This is a genomic window from Nioella nitratireducens (genome assembly GCF_001879715.1).
Taxonomy (GTDB): domain Bacteria; phylum Pseudomonadota; class Alphaproteobacteria; order Rhodobacterales; family Rhodobacteraceae; genus Nioella; species Nioella nitratireducens.
Genome location: NZ_MNBW01000020.1, coordinates 33,858 through 54,807, shown reverse-complemented (window position 1 = coordinate 54,807; position 20,950 = coordinate 33,858). Strand labels below are relative to the sequence as shown.

Genomic DNA, 20,950 nt, shown 5'->3' with positions numbered 1-20,950 from the left:
CCGTATGGACGCATCTCTACAATTGGCACCGTCCGCACTCGGCGCTAAAGTCAAAACCACCAATCAGCCGATTAGGATTGGATCGGAACAACCTGTTGACGTTCCACATCTAGTTCACCGTTCGCGGGGCAACGGCCATGTCGTCGGTGATTGCGGACGACGGGTAGAGCACGACTGTTGCCCCCGCCTCAAGGCCCGACAGCACCTCGGCTTCGGTACCGTTGTTGTGGCCGATCTCAACCGGAGTTAACGCGGTGCGCCCGTCCACCACGACAAAGACCGCCCAATCGCCGCCCTGCCGGAACAGCGCCGCCGAGGGCAGGATCAGCGCGTCATCCGATTGCCAGACGATGATCCGCACCTCGACCCGGAAGCCATGGCCAAGGCCCGCGCGGTCCTCTGCCGGGCTGGTGAAGTCGATCAGGACGTTGACGCGTTGTTCCTCAACGCCAAGCGCCGAGACGCGGGTGGTGCCATAGGGGTCGATGCGGGTGACGCTGCCATGCAGGTGCTGCGGCTGGCCCCAGTTGTCGATAATGACGGGGTCGCCGGGGCTGACCTGCACCGCGTCTGTGGACAGCAGGGCCGCCGATACCGCAAGGTCGCTGCCGATATTGCCGATCTCCATGATCGGCGTGCCCACGGGCAGCGTGGTTTCGCTTTGCTGCATGACTTGCAGGATACTGCCATTGGCCGGGGCCATCAGCGGGATCGCGTGTTCGCTGTCGCCAATCGCCCCCCAAAGGCCCTGATCGTCAAAGCTGATCAGCCGCGCCTGAGCCAGTTGGAGGTCGGCCTGCCGCATGGCGATGGCGGCGTTGGCGGTGTCCACGGTCGCGTCGGCGGCGCGGGCGGCCTGCCGGGCCCGGTCGAGGGCGGCGGTGCTGACGGTGCCGCTGGCGGCGAGGGTCCGCGTGCGTTCCAGATCGCTGTGGGCCAGGTCCTGCTGTGCCTGCGCGGCGTTCAGGTCGGCACGCGCCACTTGCAGCGCGGCCTCGGCGGCCGACACGGCGGCCTGTGCCTGTTGCCGGGTCGAGATGTCTAGCGCGGCCGGGTTGGTTGGTTCCATCACCGCAACCTCGGTTTCGCCCCGCGTCACCAGATCGCCGGGCTCGACCTCGACCCGCAAGAGCCGTCCGGCGACGGGGGTCGAGACGATATAGGCGTCATGCACACGGGTGCGCCCCTCTTCGTCGATGGTGACCATCATGGGGCCACGGGTGACGGCGCCCATATCCACCATCGTCGGCTGCGGCCAGAAGGCAGCGACAAGGGCCCCCGCCACGATGACGCTGGCGCCGATGGTCAGTGGCAATCTGGAACGTTTGCGGGCCATGGTTGATTATTCCCTTGTTTTCAGGGCCAGAACAAGATCGGCCTTGTCGATCTGACGTTTGACCAGCAGCCCAGAAAAGGCCGCCGAGGCCAGCACTGCCGCCGCTGCCGATCCGATAGATGGCGCGTCGGGCCAGGCCGAGATCTGGTAGATGTCGTTCGAGAACGCCTCGCTCACCGCCCAGGCAAGGCCAAAGCCGAAGCCGGTGCCAAGCGGGATTGCAAGCAGGGTCACCACGACCAGCTCGCCCAGAAGGACAAAGCTGGTCTCGGCACGGGTAAATCCCACCACCCGCAGCGAGGCCAGATCGCGCGACCGCTCGGCATAGGCGATGCGCGCGGCGTTGTAGACCACGCCGAAGGTGATGACCCCCGCGATGATGGCCATGACATAGCGCACCGCGCCCGCCCCGGTATCCATGATCTGCTGGAACGCGTCACGGCTTTCTGCCTTGAGAACCACACCGGCCACAGCGGGCATATCCGATAATTGCCGGTAGATCGCGCTGGCATGGTCCGGGTCGATCCGCAGATAGGCGCCAGAAACCCGCCCCGGTTCGCCGATGGCCCGGTTCATGGCGGACAACTCCATATAGGCCGGGGCGCCCATGCGGGTCAGGGCGATGCCCACCACCGGCAAGTCCAGCGTTGCCCGGCGACCGGTGCGCATCTCGACTGTCAGGGTGTCGCCGGCCTCGATGTTCAGAATGTCGGCCAGCGCGCCGCCGATGATGACGCCATCTTCGCGTATCGTGATCGGGTTGTCGTCGCGGGCCACCGCCCGGTAGAGGCTGGGGGTGGAAACCAGCCCCGACAGCGCGCCCTGATAGCTGTTCAGACCGTTGTGAAAGACCACCGGCACATGGCGGACCGGCTCAACCTCGATCACGCCGTTCATCCGGCGCAAGGCATAGAGGGCGTCCCGATCCAGCGCATGGGTAAAGCTGACATTGAGGTCGGAGCGGTCGGAAATGGTGAATGCATAGTCGATGGTTTCATCGAAACTGGCCATCAGCGTGATCATCGCCACCGACAACCCCATGCCGCACGCGATCCCCACGGTCGAGCCTGCCATGCGAACGGGCTGGCGGGTCAGACGGCGCAACACCATGCGCGACGGTTGGTCGAGGTAGCGGTTCAGCGCGGCCCCGATCCTCCCGGTGCGGGAATAGTCCGGCGGGGCAGGGGGGCGCATGGCGGCGGCGGGCGTCAGGCGAAAGACGCGGGCCAACACCGCCAGCCCGCCAAGCGAGGCGACCAGCACCGACACACCCACCCCCCAGATCACCGCGCCGGGGGCAATGCGGAAGACGAGGAAAGGAAACTTGTAGAATTCCAGATAGACCTGCACCTGCAATCGGCCTGCCAGCACGCCCAGAATGGCCCCGATCACCGCGCCCCCACCGGCGATGGCGAGGATCATGTGCAGGTAGTGGGCAGCGACCTCGCGGTCGAAATAGCCAAAGGCCTTCATCAGGCCGATCTCTTCGCGCTCGGACTGGATGATGCGGGTCATCACGATGTAGAGCAGGAAGGCCGCCACCCCGAGAAAGATCGGCGGCACCGAGCGCGAGGTGGCCCGCAGGCCGGTGATTTCCTCGGTCACGAAGCGGTCGGACTGGTGATCGCCGCGTCCATAGGCCCCATGCCCGCCGAACGGGTCGAGCAGGCGGTCGGTGGCGTCGATCACGGCGGCTTCGTTGGCATTGCGGCTGAGGGTCAGCAGCGCCTCGTTGAAGGCCCCTTGCATGTCGTAGGCGGCAGACAGTGCTGCGCGGCTCATCCAGATCACACCAAAGCGGGCGTCGTCGGGAATGATTTCGCCCGGCGCGGTGACGTAGAGAAACTCGGGCGCCTGCGCGAGGCCGACGATATGAAAGATGCGCCGTGCGCCGTTCATCGTGGCACTCAGGCTGTCACCGGGATGCAGGCCGTGGGCCACGGCAAAACTGTTGAGCAACAGGATCTCGTCTTCCTGCCGTGTGTCCAGGTGGCGCCCATCAACCAGGAGGTAGCCGTTCACGGGCGGCTCTCCGTGATCGGGGACGGAAACGGCGCGGGCCTGCACCGGCAGGTCGCGGTCGGCGACGTCAATCAACGCGCTGCCCGTCACCCGGCCATAGGCTGCCGCGACACCGGGAATGTCGGCCAGCCGGGTTTCCAGGTAGCCGGGCGCGCGGGCCACGGGGGCGAAGACATCGGCCATTCGGTAGCGATCGTAATAGGCGTCGCGGGTGTCCTGAAGCGAGGTGACCAGCCCGGACTGCATGACCAGAAGCAACACCCCCACCGCGATGACGGCGGCGATGGCGGCGGCCTGCCCCTTCATACGCCAAAGGTCGCGCAATAGCTTGTGGGTGAGCGGGCCTACCAATGGATATCCTCGGGCGACAGTTTGGTGTCGTTCACCACAACGTCGCGGATCGCGCCGTCGGCAAAGCGGATCACGCGGTCGGCCATGCCACCCGTTGCCGCCGCGTGCGTGACAATCAGCACGGTGGTGCCAAGCTGTTCATTGACGTCACGCAAGACGCGCAGCACCTCGCGCCCGGTGGTGGAATCGAGTGCGCCGGTGGGTTCGTCGCAAAGCAGGACGGTGGGCCGTTTCGAGACCGCGCGCGCGATTGCCACCCGCTGCTGCTCACCGCCCGACAGTTGTGCGGGGAAATGGTGGATGCGTTCCTTGAGGCCGACCAGAGACAGCGCCTCGGCCGGGTCCATCGGATCGCGGGCGATTTCCGTGACCAGTTCGACATTTTCCTCGGCGGTCAGGGAGGGCATCAGGTTGTAGAATTGAAAGACGAAGCCCACATGGTTGCGCCGGTACTGGGTTAACTGCCGGTCGTTCATCGCGGTCAGGTTGTTGTCACCGAAGAACGCTTCGCCGGAACTGGCCCTGTCCAGCCCCCCGATGATGTTGAGCAGCGTCGATTTTCCCGATCCGGACGGTCCGAGCAGGACAGCGAACTCGCCCGCCGGAATCGTCAGGTCGACCCCGCGCAGGGCGTGCACCGCGGCTTCGCCAGCGCCGTAGGTCTTGGTCAGTGCCTTGGTGACGAAGGCCGCATGGCCCGCGTCGAGGCGTCGCTTTGAAAGGGGCATGGCCCACCACGATGTGTTATCGCGCGTATCCTGACGCCAACTATGGCCAAGCGCGAGGCCGGTGGCCAGCCCTGTCGGAAAGGCTTGACGCAAGGGCGCGCGACAGGAGACTTGGGGAACGTGCGACAAGGAGGGCCGAACGTGCCGATGAGTGAAGACTGGATTTTCCGCTTTCAGGGCCTGTCGAGCCTGCCCGACCGGCTGCGCGGTATCCTGCGTGATCGCTCGACGGTGATTTCGCTGCCCAAGGGAACGGTCATTTTCGGCCCCGGCCGGGCGCCGGAAAACCTGCTGTTCCTGCTGGAAGGCACGGTCCGCGTGCAGCAACTGGCCGAGAACGGGCGCGAAATCGTGCTCTACCGGGTTCATGCGGGCGAAAGCTGTGTGCTGACGACCGCCTGTCTTCTGGCCTACGAGGATTATAGTGCCGAGGGCGTGGCCGAGACCGACATCACCGCCGCCGCCATTCCACGGGCGGTGTTCGATGACCTGATTTCGCAATCCAAGGATTTCCGCACCTTCGTCTTCTCGGCCTATTCGCGCCGGATCACCGACCTCTTTCACGTGATCGAAGAGGTGGCGTTCCAGCGCATGGACATTCGTCTGGCGCAAAAGCTGCTGGATTTGCGGCAGGACGATGTTGTGAAGGCCACGCATCAGCAATTGGCAGCGGAGCTGGGGACCGCGCGCGAGGTGATCTCGCGCCAGTTGTCGGAGTTCCAGCGCCGCGATTGGATCAAGCAATCGCGGGGCACGATCGAGCTGTTGCAGCCCGACAGCATCGCGCATCTGGCCGAAACCGAAGCGGCCTGAAACCGACCATTTGCCGAGCCTGCGCTTGCTTTGGTGACATGGTCACTGAAGATGTTGCGCGTGCAAACTAATACAGATGTCAATTCCCGGTGACGGGAGCCTTAGGAAACGACCAAAAGGCCTGTATTCAAAAGGGGAAAGCGCGAATCCCCAAGGCAGGCCGAAGGAGAACAGGATAGATGGAAACCGAATTCACCCCCCTTGTCAGCGCCTTCGGCGGCGTGTTGATCGGCACCGCTTCAGTGCTGTTGATGCTGTTCATGGGGCGCATCATGGGCGCCACGGGCATTCTTGCCGGCCTCTTCAGCCCGGCCTCGCGCGAAGACTTCTATTGGCGCGCCGCAATTCTGGCCGGCATGGTGTCGGCGCCCTTGGCTTACCTCGCCGTGATGGGGCAGATGCCCGCCGTGCAGGTGCCTGTCTCGACGCCGATGCTGCTGATCGGTGGCTTCATCGTGGGGATCGGTGTGACCTTCGGGTCGGGCTGCACCTCGGGCCACGGTGTTTGCGGCATGGCGCGGCTGTCGCCGCGCTCGATCACCGCGACGATCAGTTTCATGATCGGCACCGGGATCACCGTTTTTGTCATTCGTCACGTGATCGGAGGCTGACCCAATGCGTATTCTTGCGACCTACCTGATCGGCCTGATCTTCGGCCTCGGCATTTCCATCTCTGGCATGGCGAACCCGGCCAAGGTGCTGAACTTCTTTGACGTGGCGGGCACATGGGACCCGAGCCTGATTTTCGTGATGGGCGGGGCGGTGATCGTGGCCTTCATCGGCTACCGCTTCGTGCTGAAGCGGCCCACCGGCCCGATCCTCGACCGGAAATTCCTGGTGCCCAGTTCCAACGTCATCGACCTGAAACTGATTGGCGGATCGCTGGTCTTCGGGGTTGGCTGGGGCATCGCGGGTTTCTGCCCCGGTGGTGCGCTGCCGGCCCTTGGCACCGGGCGGATCGAGGTGATCGTGTTCACCGCCGCCCTCGTCGCGGGCATCTTCGCTGCCCGCTTCCTTATGCACTTCCGGCGCCCGACCGCGCCGACGCAGGCCTGATGCTTGCTACACTGACACCTGGAGGAGCTTACAAATGTCCAACTACCCCGTTGATATGTCTGTCAAACCCGAGATCGAAGCTTTCTTTGATCCGGCCACCAACACCATCAGCTACGTGGTGAAAGATCCGACCTCTAATGCCTGTGCTGTTGTCGACTCCGTCATGGATATCGACTACGCGGCGGGCCGGATCACTTATGACCACGCCGATGAAATCATCGCCTATATCGAGAAGAACGGCCTCAATCTGGAATGGCTGATCGAGACCCATGTCCATGCCGATCACCTGTCGGCCGCGCCCTATATCCAGCAAAAGCTGGGCGGCAAGATCGGCATCGGTTCGAACATCATGGTCGTGCAGGACACCTTCGGTAAAGTCTTCAACGAAGGCACCGAGTTCCAGCGCGATGGCAGCCAGTTCGATGCCCTGTTCCAAGACGGCGACACCTACAAGATCGGCAACATGGACGCCCTGGCCATGTATACCCCCGGCCACACCCCGGCCTGCATGGTGCATGTGATGGGCGATGCGTCCTTCGTCGGTGACACGTTGTTCATGCCCGATGGTGGCTCGGCCCGCGCCGATTTCCCCGGCGGCGATGCCGGGACGCTTTATGACTCGATCCAGAAGCTTCTTGCTTTGCCCGACGAGATGCGGCTTTTCATGTGCCACGACTACGGCCCCAACGGCCGCGACATCAAATGGGAAACCACCGTCGGCGAAGAGAAAGCGCACAACATCCATGTCGGCGGCGGCAAGACGAAGGAAGAATTCGTCACGTTCCGCACCGAGCGTGACGCGCAACTGGATATGCCGCGGCTCATCATTCCGTCGCTGCAAGTGAACATGCGCGCCGGCGAGATCCCCACCGACAAGGACGGACGGCTTATGCTGAAAGTCCCGGTGAACCAGCTTTAAGGCGACGCCGGAAGGGTAAACGTCATGGATATCAAGACAATCAACGCGTCAATCTCGGTCAGCCCGCAGATCAGCGCAGCCGAGGTGCAGCGGATTGCGGATCAGGGCTTTCGCTCGATCATCTGCAACCGCCCCGACGGCGAAGGGGCCGATCAGCCCAACCACGAAGAGATCGAAGCGGCGGCCAAGGCCGCCGGTCTCGAAATGCGCTACCTGCCTGTCGTTTCGGGCAAGGTCGGCGATGACGACGCTGCGGCCTTTTCTCACGCCATGGAAGAATTGCCGAAGCCCGTCTTCGCCTATTGCCGCACGGGAACGCGCTGCGCGACCCTTTGGTCGCTCAGCCAGGCCGATCACCTGCCGGTGGCCGACATCCTCGCCTCGACCAAGGCGGCGGGGTACGACATGGCAGGCGTGGTGCGGCGCATCGTGAACGGGGGCAAGACGCCCACCGACCGCGCCGACGCCAGCTATGACGTGGTGATCGTGGGCGGCGGCGCGGCTGGCATCTCGACCGCGGCGTCCCTGAAATCGCGCAAACCCGATCTGGAGATCGCGATCATTGATCCGGCGGATATCCACTACTACCAGCCCGGCTGGACCATGGTGGGCGGCGGCATCTTCGAGGCGCAGGAAACGGCCAAGACCATGGGTAGCCTGATCCCGAAGGGCGTTCACTGGATCAAGTCGGCGGTCGCGGCGTTCGAGCCCAAAGACAACGCGGTCATCCTCGACGGCTGTCGGGTCGTGGGTTACACGCGGCTGATCGTCTGTCCGGGCATCAAGCTCGACTGGAACAAGGTCGAGGGCCTTGTCGATACGCTTGGCAAGAACGGTGTCACCTCGAACTATCGCTACGATCTGGCCCCCTACACCTGGGAACTGGTCAAGGGGTTGAAAGAAGGCCGGGCGCTGTTCACGCAGCCGCCGATGCCGATCAAATGTGCCGGTGCCCCGCAAAAGGCGATGTATCTCTCGGCGGACCACTGGTTTCGCAACGGGACGCTGCGCAATATCGACATTCAGTTCATGAATGCGGGTGGTGTGCTGTTCGGCGTCAAGGACTATGTCCCGGCGCTGGAGAAATACATCGAGAAATACGATGCGGACCTGAACTTCTTTCACAACCTTGTATCGGTGGACGGCAACGCAAAGAAAGCCACCTTCAAGGTGGCCAAGCCCGATACCGATCCGGCCGAGGTCACGGTCGAGTTCGACATGATGCATGTCACCCCGCCGCAAACCGCGCCGGATTTCATCCGGGTGTCGCCGCTGGCCGATGCCGCGGGCTGGGTCGACGTGGATCAGGCTACCCTGCGCCACAAGACCTATGACAATATCTGGTCGCTTGGCGACGTGATGAACGCGCCCAATGCCAAGACGGCCGCCGCCGCGCGGATGCAGGCGCCCATCGTGGCGCAGAACGTGGCCGATGATATCGACGGGCGCTCGCCCACGATGATCTACAACGGCTACGGGTCGTGCCCGCTGACGGTCGAACGGGGCAAGATCGTCCTGGCCGAGTTCGGCTATGGTGGCACGCTGCTGCCCTCGTTCCCGAAATGGATCATCGACGGCACCAAACCGTCCCGCCTGTCTTGGTTCCTGAAAGACAAGCTGCTGCCGCCGGTCTACTGGAAGGCCATGTTGCGTGGCCGCGAGTGGATGGTGAAACCCGAGAAGGTCAGCGCAAGCTGATCCTCCCGTTCTCTTGACCCTCGTGCCCCGACCGGGGCGCGGGGGCCTTTCGGACCCGCCGGTGCGCGCACCGGGCGGCTCTGCCGACTATTTTCGAAAGGTGCGCCATGATCGCCCGTTACTTGCCCATTCTCGACTGGGGCCGGAGCTACAACAAGCAGGCCCTGTCGAATGACCTTGTCGCCGCGGTGATCGTCACGATCATGCTGATCCCGCAATCGCTGGCCTATGCCCTGCTGGCGGGACTGCCGCCCGAAATGGGTCTCTATGCCTCGATCGTGCCGATCATCCTCTACGCCGTCTTCGGAACCAGCCGTGCGCTTGCCGTGGGGCCGGTGGCCGTCGTTTCGTTGATGACGGCTGCCGCAGTCGGGGAAATCGCGCAGGCTGGCACGGCTGGCTATGCGATTGCGGCGCTGACACTGGCGGGGCTGTCGGGCCTGTTCCTGCTGGCGCTCGGCGTGTTCCGGCTCGGGTTCCTTGCGAACTTCCTGTCGCATCCGGTCATCGCGGGCTTCATCACGGCCTCGGGCGTGATCATCGCTGCAAGCCAGCTCAAGCATATCCTCGGGGTCTCCGCAGGTGGGCATAACCTGCTGGAACTGCTGGAATCGCTGTGGACCCATCTGCCCGAAACCAACCCCTACACACTGGTGATCGGGGTGGTGGCGACCGGGTTTCTGTTCTGGGTGAGAAAGGGGCTGAAGCCGCTGCTGCGCAAGATGGGGATGGGGCCGAAACTGGCCGATGTCGCCGCCAAGGCCGGCCCGGTGGCCGCCGTTGTCATCACGACCGTTGCGGTCTGGCTGTTCGGTCTGGGCGATCGCGGCGTGGCCATCGTGGGCGAAGTCCCGCAAAGCCTGCCGCCGCTGACCATGCCGTCGATGGATTGGAACCTGGTGCGTCAGTTGATCGTGCCGTCGATCCTGATTTCGATCATCGGTTTCGTGGAATCGATCTCGGTTGCGCAGACGCTTGCCGCCAAGAAACGCCAGCGCATCAGCCCGGATCAGGAGTTGATCGGTCTGGGGGCGGCCAATCTAGGGGCGGCCTTCACGGGCGGGTTCCCGGTCACGGGCGGTTTTTCCCGGTCGGTCGTCAACTATGATGCCGGGGCCGAAACCCCCGCTGCGGGAGCCTATACCGCCGTGGGTCTGGGCATTGCCGCGCTGGCGCTGACGCCGCTGATTTTCTTCCTGCCCAAGGCGACGCTGGCGGCCACGATCATCGTGGCGGTGCTGAGCCTTGTCGATTTCTCGATCCTGAAGAAAACCTGGGCCTATTCCAAGGCGGATTTCTCGGCCGTCGCCGCGACGATCCTGCTGACCTTGGCCATGGGCGTGGAAGTTGGAGTGTCGGCGGGTGTGCTGCTGTCGGTGGCCCTGTTCCTCTACAAGACGTCGCGCCCGCATATCGCCGAGGTCGGTCTGATGCAGGACGGGTCCGAGCACTTTCGCAACATCAACCGCTACAAGGTGCTGACCCACCCGGACGTGGTGACGCTGCGTGTGGATGAGAGCCTTTATTTCGCCAATGCGCGTTTTCTTGAAGACTACATCCTCGACCGCGTGCTTGGCAGCGAGGGGATCAAGCATGTGGTTCTGATGTTCTCGGCGGTGAACGAGGTCGACATGTCGGCACTGGAATCGCTGGAGGCCATCAACCATCGACTGGATTCCATGGGGATCACGCTGAACCTGTCAGAGGTGAAAGGGCCGGTCATGGACCGTCTCAAGCGGGCGCATTTCCTCGAAGAGCTGACCGGCAAGGTCTACCTGTCGCAATATGCCGCGATGACGGAATTGGGGCCGGTGGGACCGGCCGCCAGAACGGCCGCCTGAAGCTCAGGCAGCGGGCTCGAGCGACAACAGGCGTTCGAGCCCGGTATTGCCACATGTCAGATCTTCCAGCGTGACCGCATCAAGGCTGCTGTAGAACGCCTCCAACGCGGTATCGAGCGACGAGCGCAGCTTGCAGGCCGAGGCGATCGGGCAGTGGTTGTCCCGCGCCGAAAAGCATTCGGTAAAGGGCGTGCTTGCCTCGAAGATGCGGAAAACACGCCCGACGCTGATCGCCTGCGGCGGGAATTTCAGGCGGATGCCACCGTGGCGCCCGCGCAGGGTCTCGATAAACCCGGTCTGGGACAATTGGTTGATGACCACGCCCAGATGCGCCTCGGACGCGCCAACCGCCTTGGCGATCTCGGCCTTGCGCATGATGCGGGTCGGGTTCATCGCGCAGCTCATAAGCGCGCGCATGGCAATGTTGGTTCTGACGGTAAGACGCATCGGCTATATCCCTTTGATGCATCAGACCATAGGAGGGCAGCAACAGGTGCTACCTTGATCCAGATCATGGAATCCGCACCTTGCGGTTGAAAAGATGACTTTGCCGTTCACCAAAGAGGCGAGGGGCGTCAGAATTCCACGGAATAGAGGGCCGCAGGGCGATGGCGGCCACCGGTGGTTTTTTCCTTGAGATCAACCAGATCCCAATTCGCCGCGATCCATTTGCGGAAATTGCGCTTGTCCAGGTCTTCTCCCTTGAGCGTTTCGAACACCGCTTGGGCCTGGGCCAGGGTGAATTTCTCGGGCAGGAACTGAAACGCCGCACGGGCGGTTTCCGTCACGCGGTTGGTGACCTTGTGGGCCAGCCGCTCGCGGGCGTCGGCCAGAATCCGGTCGTGGTCGAAGGCCAGCTTTGGCAGATCGTCCATGTCGAACCAGCGGGCATCGGCGGCGTCGGTCGCCGCGGCCAGAACCATCTGGTCCGATGGGACAAGGGCCATGAACGCCACGGTAATCACCCGCTCGCGCGGGTCGCGGTCTGGAGTGCCATAGGCGCCGAGCTGTTCCAGCGGAACGTCGGCGACGCCGGTTTCTTCCTCCAGCTCGCGGCGGGCCCCGTCGATCAGGTCTTCGTCCATCTTGATGAAACCACCGGGGATTGCCCAACTGTCCTTGAAGGGGTCGACAAGGCGCTTGATCAACAGCACATGCAGTTTGCCGTCGCGGATCGAGAAGATGCAGATGTCAGCGGTGACCGCCGGATGCGGATAGTCGTAGGTGTAGCTCATACCTGCCCGTTTGCCGATGCGGTGACCGGCCCTTTCATGGAAAATGCCGTCCCGGGGTCATGGATGGTGTAAGGGTCACACGCGGGGAATCTCGCGTCAAGCAAATAGGCCGGCCCCCGGGACAAAGGGGCCGGCCTGAAACGATCCGACGTCGGGACAGGGAGAGGGACGGATCGTTGGGGACGAGGCAAATGGAAATGGATCAAAAAGGTCTGACAAGAGAGGGTTTGGGCTGGGAACGTCTTGGTTGCTGTGCCGTGCTGTTTATAATGTATATATGACACTTACTAGCGGTGTTGTAAACACACTTTTTGGGGTGCGCCACGATTTGTCGATGCGACCGGGCATAACATTCTGAAAGTTAACTATAGTTTTTCTTTGTCAGCCGCGCCCCAAGGCCCCCAGCCGGGGGGGCGATCTGATCGCGCGTCACAAGACATCCATCGCGACTCGCCCTATATCCTTCGCGCAAGACTGGATTTTTTCGTCGCGGCGGGGCTTGATGTGCGGGCATGGCAAACCGTTCGCGAATCTTTATATCCTACTCGCACCGAGATAGGGATCGGGCCGATTTCCTGTGGGAGTCGCTGCTTGCGCGCGGTTATGACGTGTCGATCGACCGCGAAGGCATTCTGGAAACCGAACTGATCACCACCCGCATCCGTGACATGATCCACGAAGCGGACGTGATCGTGCTGGTGCTGGGGCCGAACTGGCTCACCTCGCCTGCGTGCCGACAAGAGATGCAGGTCTCGCTGGAAATGAACAAGCGCGTCGTTCCGGCCGCGTTCGAGGATGTCGGCCCGGACCTGCCGGACGAGATCAGGGACATCAACTATGTCCGCTTCTACGGCAGGAACCGGGACTGGGATCAGGCGCTTGACCGTCTTGAGGCGTCGCTTGACCGTGATATCGCCTGGATCCGCGACCATACCCGGTTCGGGGAGCAGGCCGGGCGTTACCTGTCCGGGATCGGGGCGCCGCCGCGCGGGCGGGAATTGCGGGCGATACGGCGCTGGATCGAACGCCACCCGCGCGGCGCGCCCGATCCGACCACCGACCACTGGCGCTATTTCAAGGCCGGGATGCGACGGCGGAAGTGGCAGCAGATTACCGGCTCGATCCTTGCCACGGTCGCGGTCTGCGCGGCGCTGGTCGTGGGGGTGACTGTGCTTGGAAACCGGCAATGCCAGGAATTGCGTGACCATGCCCGGCAGGCGCAGGCATTGGACCCGGTGCAGGCGATCCAGAGCATTCTGCCGCTCAGCGGGCTGAGCTTTTGCCGCAGCTCGGGCGCGTGGCTGGAAGTGATGGGCGCGCTTGGACAGACGATTCAGGGGCAACGTCTGCGCGCCGAGGTGACGATGCCCAATGCTGCCGCGCATTTCGTCGATTTCCTGCCCGGAACGGGGCAGGTGGTGTTTGCCGCTCTCGATGGCACCGGGTCGCTGATCGACCCGCATACCGGGGCGCGGGAAGAGGGCGGGATCTTGATGCCCGACACGGAGGTGGCCCCCCGCATCCTTTATGATCAAGGCCGGTTTCTTCTGGTCCGCGACAGTCGGGTGACGGTCTGGAGCCCGCGCGAGGGCCGGGTGGCGGGCTTGCCGTATCAGGGCACCGAGCGGGTGCTTTCGGCGGCGCTGTCGCCGGGGGGCGAGACCTTGGTGGTGGCGACGGCGGATAACCTGTTGCACTTTCAGTCGGTTTCCAGCGGGCGGGCGCTGCGCGACCCGATCGCGCTTGGCAGCGATGTCTCGGCGCTGGCCTTCGTGTCGGGCAATGCCCGGCTGGTGGTGGCAACTGGCAACACGCTTCAGGTGATGGACCTGCTGCCCGCCTTCGATGGTCGCGCGGCCGGGGTTGTGCGTCGGCTGGAACTGCCCGGCCCGATCGCCGCGATGGATGTTTCGGCCGATGGCACGACGGTCGCCGCCGCGACCGGAAATATCGCGGCAGTCTGGGATCTGACCACGTTCGAGCCGATTCTGAATGCCAGTGCGCTTTACCTTCAGGATGTCGAGATTGTCAGCCTTGGCCTGTCCCCGGATGGGATGCGGCTGGCGGTGGGGGCGTCCGACAAGCGGGCGCGAATCCACGATGTGCCCACCGGCAAGCGCATGATGACCCTGCTTGGCCATGACAGCCCGGTGATCGAGGTGCGCTTTTCGCCGCAGGGCGATGAAGTGGTGACCTATGACACGTCCGGCGTCATGCGTCTTTTCGATGTGTCGACCGGGCATCTTGTGCCGGACATTTCCGAAGAAATGGTGAACGCGGTGATCTCGACCACACAGGCCGGGGAACATGCCTCTGCCGGACGGTTGGAGGCCACGGGCACGCTGGTCTCGCTATTGCCCAACCAGGAAAACGTTCTGCGCTTGAGCCATAGCGGGGAAGACGTGCCGCCCTATTACGAAGATCTGCTGGTTCATGACGGAACGGTCACCTCTATGGCGTTTTCGCCGGATGAGCGCCAGTTGGTAACCGGGGCCGATGACGGGCAGGTCCGGGTCTGGGACACGCAAACCGGCCTGCTGCTGTATGATTTCGAGCATTCGCGCGACGCATTGGTCACCTATGTTGCGGCTGACTTCACCCCCGATGGCGATCACGTCGTGTCTTGGGACAGCAACGGCGAACACCGGGTCTGGGCGATACAGCCATTGTCGGGCGACCTGTTCCAGACCGCCTGTCGGTTGCTGCCGTTTGAAAACGGCGTGCGCGAACTGGCCCCGGTCGATGGCGCGGGAGAGGCCGAAGACCCTTGCGACTCGGTTGTGCTGGTGCCCGAATGGGGCGGGCCGATGTGGCTGGCCCTGCGCTGACGTCCGCCTGCCGGTTGAATTGCGCCGCCCGGGCAATATTTCTGCCCCATGCCCCCCTTGCAGCCCCCATGGGGAGGCCATAGCATCCCCCCTCGAACGCGAGTGACCCTTACCTGAGGCAGGCCCGATGAAAGACCCTAACGACATTTACATGAACACGCTGGTTCCGATGGTGGTCGAACAGACCAGCCGGGGCGAGCGCGCCTATGACATCTTCTCGCGCCTTCTGAAGGAGCGGATCATCTTTCTGTCTGGCCCCGTGCATGACGGCATGTCCAGCCTGATCGTGGCGCAGCTGCTGCACCTTGAGGCGGAAAACCCGTCCAAGGAAATCAGCATGTACATCAACAGCCCCGGCGGTGTCGTGACCAGCGGCTTGTCGATCTACGATACCATGCAGTATATCAAGCCCAAGGTCTCGACCCTCGTGGTCGGGCAGGCGGCGTCGATGGGGTCGCTCTTGCTGACGGCGGGCGAGCCGGGCATGCGCTTCTCGTTGCCCAACAGCCGCATCATGGTGCACCAACCCTCTGGCGGCTATCAGGGGCAGGCCACGGATATCATGATTCACGCGCAGGAAACCCAAAAGCTCAAGGATCGCCTGAACCAGATCTACGTCAAGCACACCGGCCAGAAGATGGAGGCCGTTGTCGACGCGCTGGAACGTGACAATTTCATGGATCCCGAGCAGGCCAAGGACTGGGGTTTGATCGACGAGATCGTCGAAAGCCGCGCGGCAACCGAAAGCTGAGAAAACGGCTCTGATCAGCCTCGTCCTTCCCGTTGACCCCCGGCGGGGCTGATCACCAAAGGGTCAATATTCCAGTTCATTTTGACATTGTGGAGCGGTTTTCGCTGCTCTAGGCTTGGGGGAACGACGTCGCAGACTTGGGGTTCGCCCCTGCGGCGCAACGCGAAAACCCGTTGAGGTAAGACGATATGGCCAATTCAACCGGCAGCGACTCGAAGAACACGCTCTATTGCAGCTTCTGCGGCAAGAGCCAGCACGAGGTGCGCAAACTCATTGCCGGACCGACCGTCTTCATCTGCGATGAATGCGTCGAGCTTTGCATGGATATCATCCGCGAAGAAACCAAGTCGGCCGGCCTGAAGGCAACCGATGGCGTGCCCTCGCCCAAGGAAATCTGCGAAGTTCTGGACGATTACGTGATCGGGCAGGCGCACGCCAAGCGCGTGCTATCAGTCGCCGTGCACAACCATTACAAGCGGCTCAACAATTCCGGCAAATCGGATATCGAGCTGGCGAAATCCAACATCCTGCTGATCGGCCCCACCGGCTGCGGCAAGACGCTGCTGGCGCAGACGCTGGCGCGTATTCTTGACGTGCCGTTCACAATGGCCGACGCCACCACGCTGACCGAGGCCGGTTATGTGGGCGAGGATGTGGAGAACATCATACTCAAGCTGTTGCAGGCCAGCGAATACAACGTCGATCGGGCGCAGCGCGGCATTGTCTATATTGACGAGGTCGACAAGATCACCCGCAAATCCGACAACCCCTCGATCACCCGCGACGTGTCGGGAGAGGGCGTGCAGCAGGCGCTGTTGAAGATCATGGAAGGCACCGTGGCCTCCGTCCCGCCGCAGGGCGGACGCAAGCATCCGCAGCAGGAATTCCTTCAGGTGGACACGACCAATATACTGTTCATCTGCGGCGGTGCCTTTGCCGGCCTCGACCGGATCATCGCGCAGCGTGGCAAAGGGTCGGCCATGGGCTTTGGCGCCGATGTGCGCGATGACAGCAAGAAGACGATTGGTGAATATTTCAAGGATCTGGAACCGGAAGACCTGTTGAAATTCGGTCTGATCCCCGAATTCGTTGGCCGTCTGCCGGTGATCGCAACGCTTGAAGATCTGGACGAAGACGCACTTGTCACGATCCTGACCCAGCCCAAGAACGCCTTGGTCAAGCAGTACCAGCGTCTGTTTGAATTGGAAGAAGCCAAGCTCAAGTTCACCGACGATGCGCTCAAGGCGATCTCCAAGCGGGCCATCGACCGCAAGACAGGGGCCCGTGGCCTGCGCTCGATCATGGAAGACATCCTGCTCGACACCATGTTCGACCTGCCCGGCACCGAGGGTGTGGAAGAGGTCGTTGTGAACGAAGAGGCTGTCACCTCGGACGCGCAGCCGCTGCTCATCTATACAGAGCGGAAGAAGGAAGAACCTGCCACCGCAGGCTGATTGATTTCCGAAATCCTGCGGCTTTTCAAAGATCGACGCGCAAGAGTATTGACGGGGGGCCTAAGCTGGCCCCCTGTTTTCGTTTTCGCCAGAGGGCTCCATGATCCTGCTCGACATCTCCATCCGCTCCGCGACCATCGCGCTGGCGCTGCTCTCGGCGGTTGCCCTGATGCTGGACCGCGATACCAGGCCCATCGGCTGGCCGCTCTTGGCGTTGACGGTGACGCTGGCCTGCTTCCTGCTGGTGTCAGGGCCGGTGGTCACGACGCTGCCTGCGCCGCTCGTCTCAAGCCTCAGGGGAGGGGCGATCTTCATCCCGCTCGCCGTGTGTTGGCTCGTCGTCACGGTCTTCATTGATACCGCGCGCGAACGTTGGCCGTGGCTGGCGGCGGCGGGGGGCGCGGTCGTGTTCGCACTGGCGGGTCTTTGGTGGCCGCAGCTCGACGTGCTGCGCGCGGCCATCATGCTGGCCTTTTTCTCGGCGCTTCTGGCCAAGGCGGTTTCGACGGCGGGCGAAGACCTCGTGGATGTCCGAAGGCGGCTGCGCCCGGCCTTCCTCTCGGCCATGGCGGTTTTGGGTGGCTCGATCTCGGTCATCGAGTTGCTCGATGACAGGGTTGCGATCCCGCAGGCGGTGCCCTTCGTGCAGGCGGTTGCCTTCCTGGCGCTCGCGTTTGCCCACGCCCTGTGGGTGCTGAAACCCGAACCCACGGCCTGCCTTGCCTGCAACGTCCCGGTCACCCCCGAGACCCCGCAGACCGACCGCCGCGCCGAGGCGGTGGATGTCTCGGTCATTTCGGCCCTGACCGAGGCTCTCGACAGCGGAATTTGGCGGCGCGAGGGGCTGACGATCGCGGATTTGGGACAGCAGATCGGTGTGCCCGAGCATCGGCTGCGTGCGGTCATCAACAAGCGGCTCGGGTTCCGCAACTTCCCGACCTTCATCAACAGTTACCGGATCGCGGCGGCCAAAGAGGTTCTGGCCGATCCGGCCAATGCCCGCCGGACGATTTTGGAAGTGGCCTATGACAGCGGCTTTGCCTCGCTGGGGCCGTTCAACAAGGCCTTCCGCGATCAGACCGGGGAAAGCCCGTCAGAGTTTCGGCGCCGGGCGCTCGATTCCGCGAATTCTCTCGCTGTTTTCGAAAATTCCCCGCCGGTTTCGGAATCTGCGCGCACAAGACCGCACTGACACGCATCTGGAGGGCATCGCTTGTAACAAGGAGACCCTCCCATGATCCGGTCCATGACCCTCGCCGCCCTCATCACCCTTGCCACTGTCGTGAGTGCGTCGGCAAACATGATTGATTTCCCGCCGACGCTGTGGCCCGCCCCGGGTATTTTCTCCGACGGGGCGGAGATCGTCTCGCTGGACACACAGGGAAAGTGACCTCTACCTCAGCCAGAGTTTCTCGCGTTTGAGCTTGTTGCGGATCGCCTGCTCCTTGCGGGGCAGGTGATCCCTGTCGAACAATGCCCGCGCCTTTTGCCCTTTGGATTGGTAAACCATGCGCTTCATCGGCTCATAGCCCTTGAGCACCTTCTTGATCCAGTTGGGCGCGGCGACCTCTTCCAACGCTTCGACAACGCGGTCGGCCTCTCGGGCGTAGAGCAGCGGCAGGACGCGGTAGTGACAGCTATGAGACCCGTCCAGCCAGCCCGGCTCCAGTGCGTCGCGGCCCCCCCCGAAGGAATGGATGACCAACGGCAGCGCCACCTGATCCAGCCACGGGTCCAGCGACTGACACGCCAGTTCATCGGGCCTGTCGTCGCGGATCGACAGGGCGTAGTCGAGGAACCGCCGACCAAATTCCCGTGGACAGCGGTAGTAGAAGAAGCCCGCGTTAAAATAGAGATAACGGCGCCAGTATTCGTCGGGTTGGCTGAGGTCGAGGGTGCTGTCGAAATCCAGCCCGAAGCGGTCATAGAGCACCCGCCATGTCTGAGCGTAGCCGGGGCCGTAGAGCTGGATCTCCGGCCACGTGCCTTCCACCTTCAGCGAGGCCGACGGGCGGTCGAAATCGAACGGCACCTCGGTCAGATCGCCAAGGATCAGGGTGTCGGTGTCGAAGAAGACGAACGGCTCGCCGTCCGGCAGGGCTGACAGCATTTCGATCTTGTTGCCATAGGGGTAGGCCTGTCCGAAATGGCGCGCCTCGAAGGGCAGGATCTCGGCCCCCAGCCGATCGAGCGCCGCGCGCACATCGTCATTGCCAATCGCGGGATTGCCGGTCCAGAGCGGACCGGGCTGAGGCTCAGCCACGAAAAGCCGACCGGGGAAATCCGGGTTGAAGCGCCGAAAGCTCGCGGCAAAGAGCGCGGCTTCGTATTGCAACCGCCCGTTTTGGCCGACAATCACGACGTTGAATTTGGCTGTGGGGCTCATGCCTCGGTGCCCTTTTGATCTGCTCGCCTTCAGTCTAGCTGGCGGCGTCAGGCAAGGCTAGGACCAAGGCTCCTTCTTGTGTTCGTTCCTGCTGGCTTTCATAAAGCGCCCAACGGTTTGTTTATTTCCTGAGGGCAGTATGGCACCCAAATTCGGAACCAGTGGATTGCGCGGCCTCGTGGTCGACTTGACGGCGGAATTGGTCCGCGACTACGTGCAGGCCTTCATCGCGGCCTGTCCTACCGGCGGGTGGGTCTATGTGGGGTGGGACTTGCGACCTTCGTCGCCCGAAATCGCCCGCGCGGTGATGGTGGCCATCCGCGGGGCCGGGCTGGGGGCTGTGGCGTGTGGCGCGGTGCCCACGCCGGCATTGGCCCTCGCCTCGATGCAGGCCGGGGCAGCCGCCATCATGGTCACGGGCAGCCATATTCCGGCGGACCGGAACGGGCTGAAATTCTATCTGCCGACCGGGGAAATCTCCAAGGCGGACGAGGCGGCGATTGTGGCGGCCCTTGGGGCTGGTCCGGGGCGTCTGAGCGGCGCCTTGGAAACGGACGACCAGGCGCTTGCCCGTTATGGCGCGCGCTACCAGAACGCCTTTGGGCCCACGGCGCTCGGCGGGCAACGGATCGGCGTCTATCAACACAGCAGCGTTGCGCGCGACGTGATGGCGGACGTGTTGCAGGGGCTGGGGGCCGAGACGGTGGCGCTGGCGCGGTCGGATGTGTTCATTCCCGTCGATACCGAAGCGGTCGATCCCGGCACCCGCACGCAATTGGCCGCTTGGGCCAAGGCCCACGGGCTTGATGCCATCGTATCGACCGACGGCGATGCCGACCGCCCCATGGTCGCCGATGCCACGGGCCGGATCGTGCCGGGTGATGTGCTGGGGCCGCTTGCCGCGCGGGCGCTTGGGGCACGCCACATCGTGACCCCGGTCAGTTCCAACAGCCTGGTCGACCAGATGGGCTTTGACAGCGTGGTGCGCACCAAGATCGGATCGCCCTTCGTCATTGCCGCGATGGACGCGGCCTTGGCCAACGACGCGACGACGCCGATCGTGGGCTACGAGGCCAATGGAGGGTTCCTGTTGGGGTTCGCCGCTGCCGCGCCCGCCGGGTCGCTTGGCCCCCTGATGACGCGCGACAGCCTGTTGCCCATCGTGGCCCCGTTGGTCGCGGCGTGTTCTCTGGGTCAAGGCCTCGCGCAGATGGTGGCCGATCTGCCGCCGCGCTTTACCGCCGCGGACCGGCTGCAAGGGATCGCCTCCGACCGGTCTGCCGCCTTCCTGGCCGAGCTTTCCGGCGATCGTGCGGCGCGCGCGGCCTTTTTCGAGGCGTTGCCGCCGGAACAGGCGCTGGACCAGACGGACGGCCTGAGGGTGACCTTCGCAGGCGGCGCCGTCGTGCATTTGCGCCCGTCGGGAAACGCCCCCGAGTTTCGCTGCTATGCCGAGGCCGAAACGGCCGAGGCAGCTTGGGAACTGGTCACGTTGCATCTGGACCGTCTGAACCAGCGGCTGACCTGACCCT

18 protein-coding genes and 1 pseudogene are annotated in these 20,950 nt (G+C 63.3%); 13 read left to right on the top strand and 6 right to left on the bottom strand.

Annotation, left to right across the window (positions count from 1 at the left end):
• Nucleotides 1–113 (top strand): annotated as a pseudogene (locus BKY27_RS19975) (IS481 family transposase); the annotation flags it as partial.
• Here the strand turns inward: BKY27_RS19975 and BKY27_RS16580 are convergent.
• From BKY27_RS16580 to BKY27_RS16570, 3 genes are read right to left on the bottom strand one after another with little or no spacing between them, the layout of a single operon-like run.
• Nucleotides 110–1,336 carry an efflux RND transporter periplasmic adaptor subunit gene (locus BKY27_RS16580; protein WP_071675604.1) on the bottom strand — a complete coding sequence of 409 codons (1,227 nt, stop codon included), beginning with the start codon at nt 1,334–1,336 and terminating at the stop codon, nt 110–112. The pseudogene BKY27_RS19975 and the gene BKY27_RS16580 overlap by 4 nt on opposite strands.
• 6 nt (nt 1,337–1,342) lie before the next feature.
• Nucleotides 1,343–3,709 (bottom strand): ABC transporter permease, encoded by a 2,367-nt coding sequence (locus BKY27_RS16575; RefSeq protein WP_071675603.1) that lies wholly within the window; start codon nt 3,707–3,709, stop codon nt 1,343–1,345.
• Nucleotides 3,703–4,437: an ABC transporter ATP-binding protein gene (locus tag BKY27_RS16570; protein ID WP_071675602.1), complete on the bottom strand. Its 735-nt coding sequence runs from the start codon at nt 4,435–4,437 to the stop codon at nt 3,703–3,705. The genes BKY27_RS16575 and BKY27_RS16570 overlap by 7 nt, the downstream gene beginning before the upstream one ends.
• Nucleotides 4,438–4,584: 147 nt before the next feature.
• Here BKY27_RS16570 and BKY27_RS16565 point away from each other — a divergent pair, with 147 nt between their 5' ends.
• The 6 genes from BKY27_RS16565 to BKY27_RS16540 all read left to right on the top strand — a co-directional run bounded on the left by BKY27_RS16565 (nt 4,585) and on the right by BKY27_RS16540 (nt 10,764).
• Nucleotides 4,585–5,250, top strand: a complete 666-nt coding sequence (locus BKY27_RS16565; RefSeq protein ID WP_071675601.1) for a Crp/Fnr family transcriptional regulator — start codon at nt 4,585–4,587, stop codon at nt 5,248–5,250.
• A gap of 179 nt (nt 5,251–5,429) precedes the next feature.
• Nucleotides 5,430–5,861: a YeeE/YedE family protein gene (locus tag BKY27_RS16560; protein ID WP_071675600.1), complete on the top strand. Its 432-nt coding sequence runs from the start codon at nt 5,430–5,432 to the stop codon at nt 5,859–5,861.
• 4 nt (nt 5,862–5,865) lie between these two features.
• The gene (locus tag BKY27_RS16555; protein ID WP_071675599.1) at nt 5,866–6,306 is read left to right on the top strand and encodes a DUF6691 family protein; all 441 of its coding nucleotides are present in this window, start codon (nt 5,866–5,868) and stop codon (nt 6,304–6,306) included.
• Between the two features lie 34 nt (nt 6,307–6,340).
• Complete coding sequence (locus BKY27_RS16550) at nt 6,341–7,225, top strand: MBL fold metallo-hydrolase (protein WP_071675598.1); 885 nt, start codon at nt 6,341–6,343, stop codon at nt 7,223–7,225.
• Nucleotides 7,226–7,249: 24 nt separating this feature from the next.
• Nucleotides 7,250–8,923, top strand: a complete 1,674-nt coding sequence (locus BKY27_RS16545; RefSeq protein WP_071675597.1) for a bifunctional protein tyrosine phosphatase family protein/NAD(P)/FAD-dependent oxidoreductase — start codon at nt 7,250–7,252, stop codon at nt 8,921–8,923.
• A gap of 107 nt (nt 8,924–9,030) precedes the next feature.
• Entirely contained in the window at nt 9,031–10,764 is a 1,734-nt protein-coding gene (locus BKY27_RS16540; protein ID WP_071675596.1) for a SulP family inorganic anion transporter, read from the top strand.
• Between the two features lie 3 nt (nt 10,765–10,767).
• Here the strand turns inward: BKY27_RS16540 and BKY27_RS16535 are convergent, their stop codons facing one another.
• Together BKY27_RS16535 and BKY27_RS16530 are read right to left on the bottom strand one after the other, a co-directional pair.
• On the bottom strand, nt 10,768–11,211 hold the full coding sequence (locus tag BKY27_RS16535; RefSeq protein ID WP_071675595.1) for an RrF2 family transcriptional regulator: 444 nt from the start codon (nt 11,209–11,211) through the stop codon (nt 10,768–10,770).
• A 128-nt stretch (nt 11,212–11,339) separates the two neighbouring features.
• Entirely contained in the window at nt 11,340–11,999 is a 660-nt protein-coding gene (locus tag BKY27_RS16530) for an NUDIX hydrolase (RefSeq protein ID WP_071675594.1), read from the bottom strand.
• A 512-nt stretch (nt 12,000–12,511) separates the two neighbouring features.
• Between BKY27_RS16530 and BKY27_RS16525 the strand changes: the two genes are divergently transcribed.
• The 5 genes from BKY27_RS16525 to BKY27_RS20170 all read left to right on the top strand — a co-directional run bounded on the left by BKY27_RS16525 (nt 12,512) and on the right by BKY27_RS20170 (nt 18,422).
• Entirely contained in the window at nt 12,512–14,827 is a 2,316-nt protein-coding gene (locus BKY27_RS16525; protein WP_071675593.1) for a toll/interleukin-1 receptor domain-containing protein, read from the top strand.
• Nucleotides 14,828–14,954: 127 nt separating this feature from the next.
• Nucleotides 14,955–15,578 carry an ATP-dependent Clp protease proteolytic subunit gene (locus tag BKY27_RS16520; RefSeq protein WP_071675592.1) on the top strand — a complete coding sequence of 208 codons (624 nt, stop codon included), beginning with the start codon at nt 14,955–14,957 and terminating at the stop codon, nt 15,576–15,578.
• Nucleotides 15,579–15,766: 188 nt separating this feature from the next.
• Nucleotides 15,767–17,032, top strand: coding sequence for an ATP-dependent Clp protease ATP-binding subunit ClpX (gene clpX / locus BKY27_RS16515; RefSeq protein WP_071675591.1), 1,266 nt, complete (start codon nt 15,767–15,769; stop codon nt 17,030–17,032).
• A gap of 100 nt (nt 17,033–17,132) precedes the next feature.
• Entirely contained in the window at nt 17,133–18,224 is a 1,092-nt protein-coding gene (locus tag BKY27_RS16510; RefSeq protein ID WP_071675590.1) for a helix-turn-helix domain-containing protein, read from the top strand.
• A gap of 42 nt (nt 18,225–18,266) precedes the next feature.
• Nucleotides 18,267–18,422 (top strand): hypothetical protein, encoded by a 156-nt coding sequence (locus tag BKY27_RS20170; RefSeq protein ID WP_158514993.1) that lies wholly within the window; start codon nt 18,267–18,269, stop codon nt 18,420–18,422.
• A gap of 3 nt (nt 18,423–18,425) precedes the next feature.
• Here BKY27_RS20170 and BKY27_RS16505 read toward each other — a convergent pair whose 3' ends face one another.
• The gene (locus BKY27_RS16505) at nt 18,426–19,418 is read right to left on the bottom strand and encodes a hypothetical protein (protein ID WP_071675589.1); all 993 of its coding nucleotides are present in this window, start codon (nt 19,416–19,418) and stop codon (nt 18,426–18,428) included.
• Nucleotides 19,419–19,557: 139 nt separating this feature from the next.
• On the opposite strand from BKY27_RS16505, the gene BKY27_RS16500 reads away from it, so the two are divergent.
• Nucleotides 19,558–20,946 (top strand): phosphomannomutase, encoded by a 1,389-nt coding sequence (locus BKY27_RS16500; RefSeq protein WP_071675588.1) that lies wholly within the window; start codon nt 19,558–19,560, stop codon nt 20,944–20,946.
• The last annotated feature ends 4 nt before the right edge of the window (nt 20,947–20,950 follow it).

Coding starts and splice junctions, on each gene's coding strand:
- BKY27_RS16580 (WP_071675604.1), bottom strand. CDS start 1,336: ATGGCCCGCAAACGTTCCAGATTGCCACTGACCATCGGCGCCAGCGTC.
- BKY27_RS16570 (WP_071675602.1), bottom strand. CDS start 4,437: ATGCCCCTTTCAAAGCGACGCCTCGACGCGGGCCATGCGGCCTTCGTC.
- BKY27_RS16565 (WP_071675601.1), top strand. CDS start 4,585: ATGAGTGAAGACTGGATTTTCCGCTTTCAGGGCCTGTCGAGCCTGCCC.
- BKY27_RS16560 (WP_071675600.1), top strand. CDS start 5,430: ATGGAAACCGAATTCACCCCCCTTGTCAGCGCCTTCGGCGGCGTGTTG.
- BKY27_RS16555 (WP_071675599.1), top strand. CDS start 5,866: ATGCGTATTCTTGCGACCTACCTGATCGGCCTGATCTTCGGCCTCGGC.
- BKY27_RS16550 (WP_071675598.1), top strand. CDS start 6,341: ATGTCCAACTACCCCGTTGATATGTCTGTCAAACCCGAGATCGAAGCT.
- BKY27_RS16545 (WP_071675597.1), top strand. CDS start 7,250: ATGGATATCAAGACAATCAACGCGTCAATCTCGGTCAGCCCGCAGATC.
- BKY27_RS16540 (WP_071675596.1), top strand. CDS start 9,031: ATGATCGCCCGTTACTTGCCCATTCTCGACTGGGGCCGGAGCTACAAC.
- BKY27_RS16535 (WP_071675595.1), bottom strand. CDS start 11,211: ATGCGTCTTACCGTCAGAACCAACATTGCCATGCGCGCGCTTATGAGC.
- BKY27_RS16530 (WP_071675594.1), bottom strand. CDS start 11,999: ATGAGCTACACCTACGACTATCCGCATCCGGCGGTCACCGCTGACATC.
- BKY27_RS16525 (WP_071675593.1), top strand. CDS start 12,512: ATGGCAAACCGTTCGCGAATCTTTATATCCTACTCGCACCGAGATAGG.
- BKY27_RS16520 (WP_071675592.1), top strand. CDS start 14,955: ATGAAAGACCCTAACGACATTTACATGAACACGCTGGTTCCGATGGTG.
- clpX (WP_071675591.1), top strand. CDS start 15,767: ATGGCCAATTCAACCGGCAGCGACTCGAAGAACACGCTCTATTGCAGC.
- BKY27_RS16510 (WP_071675590.1), top strand. CDS start 17,133: ATGATCCTGCTCGACATCTCCATCCGCTCCGCGACCATCGCGCTGGCG.
- BKY27_RS20170 (WP_158514993.1), top strand. CDS start 18,267: ATGATCCGGTCCATGACCCTCGCCGCCCTCATCACCCTTGCCACTGTC.
- BKY27_RS16505 (WP_071675589.1), bottom strand. CDS start 19,418: ATGAGCCCCACAGCCAAATTCAACGTCGTGATTGTCGGCCAAAACGGG.
- BKY27_RS16500 (WP_071675588.1), top strand. CDS start 19,558: ATGGCACCCAAATTCGGAACCAGTGGATTGCGCGGCCTCGTGGTCGAC.